This window comes from Lysobacter antibioticus (assembly GCF_001442535.1).
Taxonomy (GTDB): Bacteria; Pseudomonadota; Gammaproteobacteria; order Xanthomonadales; family Xanthomonadaceae; genus Lysobacter; species Lysobacter antibioticus.
On the sequence record NZ_CP013141.1, the window covers coordinates 5,738,422 to 5,743,012 of the forward strand.

General features: G+C 66.3%; 1 protein-coding gene (cut by both window edges). It reads right to left on the reverse strand.

The whole window is internal to a beta strand repeat-containing protein gene (locus GLA29479_RS23225; RefSeq protein WP_057973000.1) on the reverse strand: the coding sequence, 4,623 nt in all, runs 24 nt past the left edge and 8 nt past the right edge, and what appears here is coding positions 9–4,599 — codons 3 (partial) to 1,533 (complete); reading right to left, the first codon wholly in view occupies nt 4,588–4,590. The start codon and the stop codon both lie outside this window.

Consider the following 4,591-nt stretch of genomic DNA (forward strand, 5'->3'; position numbering starts at 1 on the left):
ACGCCGCCGCCGGGTGTCGAGCGTGCCGATCACGTCGAGGACGTCGTTGCCCGCGCCCAGGTCGCCGCTCGCCAGCAGCGTGCCGCCCGCGCCGACGATGACGCTGTTGACCCCGCCATCGCCGGTCACCGTGGCCACGATGCCGCCGACGGCCTGCAGCGTGCCGTCCACGTTGAGCGTGGTGCCGTCGGCCAGGCCGACGGTCGGCGTCTCCAGCGTGCCGTCCACGTCCAGCGTGCCGCCGTCGATCGTCGTGCCGCCGACGAAGCTCTGGCTGCCGGTGACCGTCGCCGTGCCGGTGTTGGTTTTCTGCAACAGCTCGAAACCGTCGGTGTTGCCGCCGTCGAAGATGAGCGGGCCGGTATTGTCGAGCACCAGGGTGTCGTTACCGCCCACGCCGCCGTTGATCGCATTGTTCAGATCGGCGCCGTCCTGCAGCACCAGGCGGTCGTCGCCGCCGCACAGGTCGATGGTGCCGGTGCCCGCCACGGTGCCGGCCACCGTCATCGTGTCGCTGCCGGCGCCGCAGCCGTAGCTGCCGTCGACGAGCAAGGTCGCCCCGCTCGCCACGGTGGTGGCGAGGGGATTGCCCGGTGCCGGAACCACGCTGCCGCCCGCAGCGACGTTCAAGGTGCCTTCGGCCACGTTCACCGTGGTGAAGTCCGAGCTCATCGGCCCGTTGATGTTGAGCACGCCCGTGCCGGTCTTGCTCAGGGTCTCGAAGCCCTGCACCGCGCCGAGGTCGGCGACCGTGTCGATGTGGGTGTCGAAGGTGTCGTTGCCGGCGCCGGCCGAGACGGTACCGATGATATTCGTGTTTTCGTGGATGGTCAGGGTGTCGTCGCCGTCGCCCAGAGCGAACACGCCACCGGCGGTATCGAGCGTGCCGGCGACATCCAACACATCGTTGCCGGCGCCGAGGTCGCCATTCGCCAGCAACGTGCCGCCCGCGCCGACGCTGACCGTATTCGCGCCGGCGCTGCCGCTGATCGCGGTGGCGACGCCGCCGACACCTTGGACCAGGCCGTCGACGTTCAGTGCGGTATCGTCGCCCAGGTCGATGGTCGGCGTTTCGACGATGCCGTCGACATCCAGCGCGCCGGCGGCGACGATGACGCTGGTGTCGAAACTATGCGCACCGGTCAGTGTGGCAGTACCGGTGTTCTGTTTGAGCAGACGCTCGAAGTCGTTGACGACACCGCCATCGACGCTCAGCGCCAGGGCGTTGTCCAACACCAATTGATCGTCGCCGCCGTTGCCGCCGCTCACGCCCAGGCCGCTGAGGGCGGCGCCGTCGCGCAAAGTCAACGTGTCGTCGCCGCCCCCCAAGGTCAGGACGCCCGTGCCGGTGTCCAGGAGCCCGGCCACGGTCACGCTATCGCTGCCGTCGCCGAGGTCGCCGTCCGCACGCAAGGTACCGGTGGTGCCGACGTTGATCGTATTGACGCCGGCGCTGCCGCTGAGCGTCGTAGCCGTGCCGCCGGCGTCCTCGACGGTGCCGTCCACGTTGAGCACGGTGCCTGCGGCCATCGACAGGGTCGGCGTCTCCAGCCGGCCATCCACGTCCAGGGTGCCGCCGGCAAGGTCGGTGCCGGCGGTAAAGCTGTGGTCGTCGACCACGGTCAGAGTGCCAGTGTTCTGCTTGGTCAGGCGCTCGAAGCCAGTCGTCGTGCCGTCGTTCGCAAGCACGAGGGCGGCGGTATTGTCGATCACCAGGTTGTCGTTGCTGCCGGCGCCGCCGGTCACATTGGCGCCGTCGCTGAACTCGAAGCCATCGCGCAGGATCAGCGTGTCGTCGCCGTCGCCCAGGCTCAGGGTACCGAATCGCATCAGGCCGCTCAGATCGAAGGTGTCGCTGCCGCCACCGAGATCGCCCTGGACATCGAACACATCGGCGCTGGACATCCGGATGGTTTGGTTGCCCGCGTCGCCGGTGATCGCTACCGGAGTTTGGCCCGGTCCGGTGAATGCACCGTTTCCGGTCACCGCGAACGTCGAGGTCCCGGTCATGTCGAGGGTCGACGTGACCAAGCCGTCTCGATTCTCCAGCGTGCCCGCGCTGATGGTGACCGCGCCGACGCTGCTACCGGTCAGGCCGGCCGGGTCCAATATGGTGGTCCCGGTGCCAACCTGGGCCAACGTGCCGGGGCCGCTCAGGAAGCCGGTAAGAGTGAAGGTGTCGCTGCGATTGAGCGACAGAGTCGAAGTCGGCGAGTCGATGATCACATTGCCGGTGCCGACATTGCCGGTGGTGCCGCCGTTGCCCACCATCAGATTGCCGTCGTTGATGACCGTGTTACCGCTGAACGTGTTGTTTCCGGTCAGGATCCAGGTGCCGCTGTCGTTCTTGGCCAGGGTGGTCGCGCCGGTGCCGTTGTCGCCGATCGCACCGCCCATTGTGTTGGCGCCGTTGTTCGTGCCGCCGAGGGCGATGGTACGTGCCGTATTGGTGCCCGACAGCGTGACCGCGCCGGTGTTGGAGAAGTTGATCGGTCCCGTGCCGGAGGATTCGATGAAGGTGACGCCAGGCGCGAGCGTGAACAAGCGGTTGGTGCTGTCGCCCGCGCCGGTGTAGCGCAAGGTCGAGCCGTTGCCAATCACCAGGTTGGAAGCGGCGCTCGACGAAGCGCCGATGCTGCTGGCCACGCCACCGTTCGCTAGTTGGTCCACGCTGAGTACGCCACCGCTGATGGTGGTGATACCGGTGTACGTGCTGTTGTTGTTGGTCAGTCGCCAGGTGCCGGTGCCGGTCTTGGTCAGCGACGTGAGGCCCGAGCCGTTGTTATTCAGTTGCGCGGACAAAACGTTGTTGCCGGTATTGGTGCCCGTCAAGGTCAGCGTACGGGCGGTGTTGGCCCCGGCCAGGGTCACCGGAGCGATGGAAGTAAGTTCGATGATGCCGCTGCCGGAGGCATCGAGCGTACCGCCGGCGGTGCCGAGGGTGAACTGACGGTCAGAGCTGCCGCCCGTGCCGATGTAACGCAGGGTGCCGCCGTTGAGCGCCAAGTTAGCGGCAGCGGATGACGAGGCGCCGATCGAGCTGTTGACGCCGCCATTCTCCAGGCAGCTGACCTCGAGCACTCCGGCGTTGATCGTCGTCGCGCCGCTGTAGCTGCTGTTGCAACCCGACAGCGTCTGCGTGCCCGCGCCGCTCTTGATCAGGCCGCCGCTGCCACTGATGGCGCCTGCGTAAACCTGACTGGCACCATCGCTGATGGTCAATGCGCCCGCTCCCAGGTTGACGTTGCCACCGTTGGCGCCACCACCGGACAGCGAACTTACTGTCGTATTGAAACCGGCCAAATCCAGGAGCGCGCCCGCCGTGTTGTTCAATATCATGGGACCGCTTGAGCCAAACGCATTGGTCGCGCCCGCGCGCAATACCCCAGCGAGAATCTGGTTGCCGCCGGTGTAGGTGTTGTTGGTGCCCGAAATCACCAAGGTGCCGGGGCCGTTCTTTTGCAGAAAGCCCCCGCCGACGACCTGACCCGAGAATTCCAGCGTGGTGCCGGCATTGGCCACATTGATGGTGCCATTGTTCGAAAGCAGCTGGAAGCCGCGATCGGTGGCGACGGTACCCCCGGTATAGGTCAGTGTGCCGGCGCTGAAGACCAAATTGGTCGAGGCATTGGTGGATGCGCCAATACCGCTGGCGAGCCCGCCGTTGGCCAGGCAGTTGACCGACAGTTCGGCGCCCTGCAGGGTGGTGGCGCCCGTATAGGTATTGTTGCAACCGTTGAAGGTCTGGACACCGGAGTTGGTGCGCAAGACGCCACCCGTGCCACTGATCGCACCCGAGTAGTTACCATTGCCCCCTGCGATGCGCACCGTCGCCGAGCCGAGAGTTACGTTGCCGCCGTTGGCGCCGCCGCCAAACAGCGGCCCGATCGTGTTATTGAAGTTGTTCAGATCCAAAGTGACGCCTGCCGTATTGGCCAGAGTCATTTCGTTCCCGGTATCGGGCGCGCCGAAGGCCTGGGTCGAGCCGGCGCGCAAAGTCCCCCCGGTAACGGTGTTGCTGCCGTTATAGGTATTGGTGCCGGAGAGCACGAGGGTGCCGGCGCCCGCCTTGATCAGGTTACCGCCGGGGCCTACCGCCGTACCGCTGACGGTCAGGGTGGTGGCCACGTCAGCGACGTCGACGGTGCCGTTGCCCGTGCCCACGGTGAAACCGCGATTGATGCTGGTGGTCGCGCCGGTGTACTGCAGGCCGCCGCCGTTGAGCACCAGGTTGGCCGATGCGCTGCTCGCCGCGCCGATGCCGCTGACCAGGCCGCCGTTGGTCAGCGTGTCCACGGACAGCGTGCCGCCACTGATCGTGGTGATGCCCTGGTAGTTGTTGCTGTCGTTGCTTAAGGTCAGGGTGCCGGCGCCGGTCTTGGTAAAGTTGGCGCCGTCGCTGCTGATGACCGGCCCGCTGAAAGTCAGATTGGCCGCTGCGTTGGTCACTTCGATCCCGCTGCCGAGAATCGCGCCGGATTTGGCCAAGGTGAAACCGCGGTCGCTGCTGGTGCTGGTGCCCGTATAGCGCAAGGTGCTGCCTTCCAGCACCAGGTTGGACGGAGTCGCCGACGAGGCACCGATGCTGCTC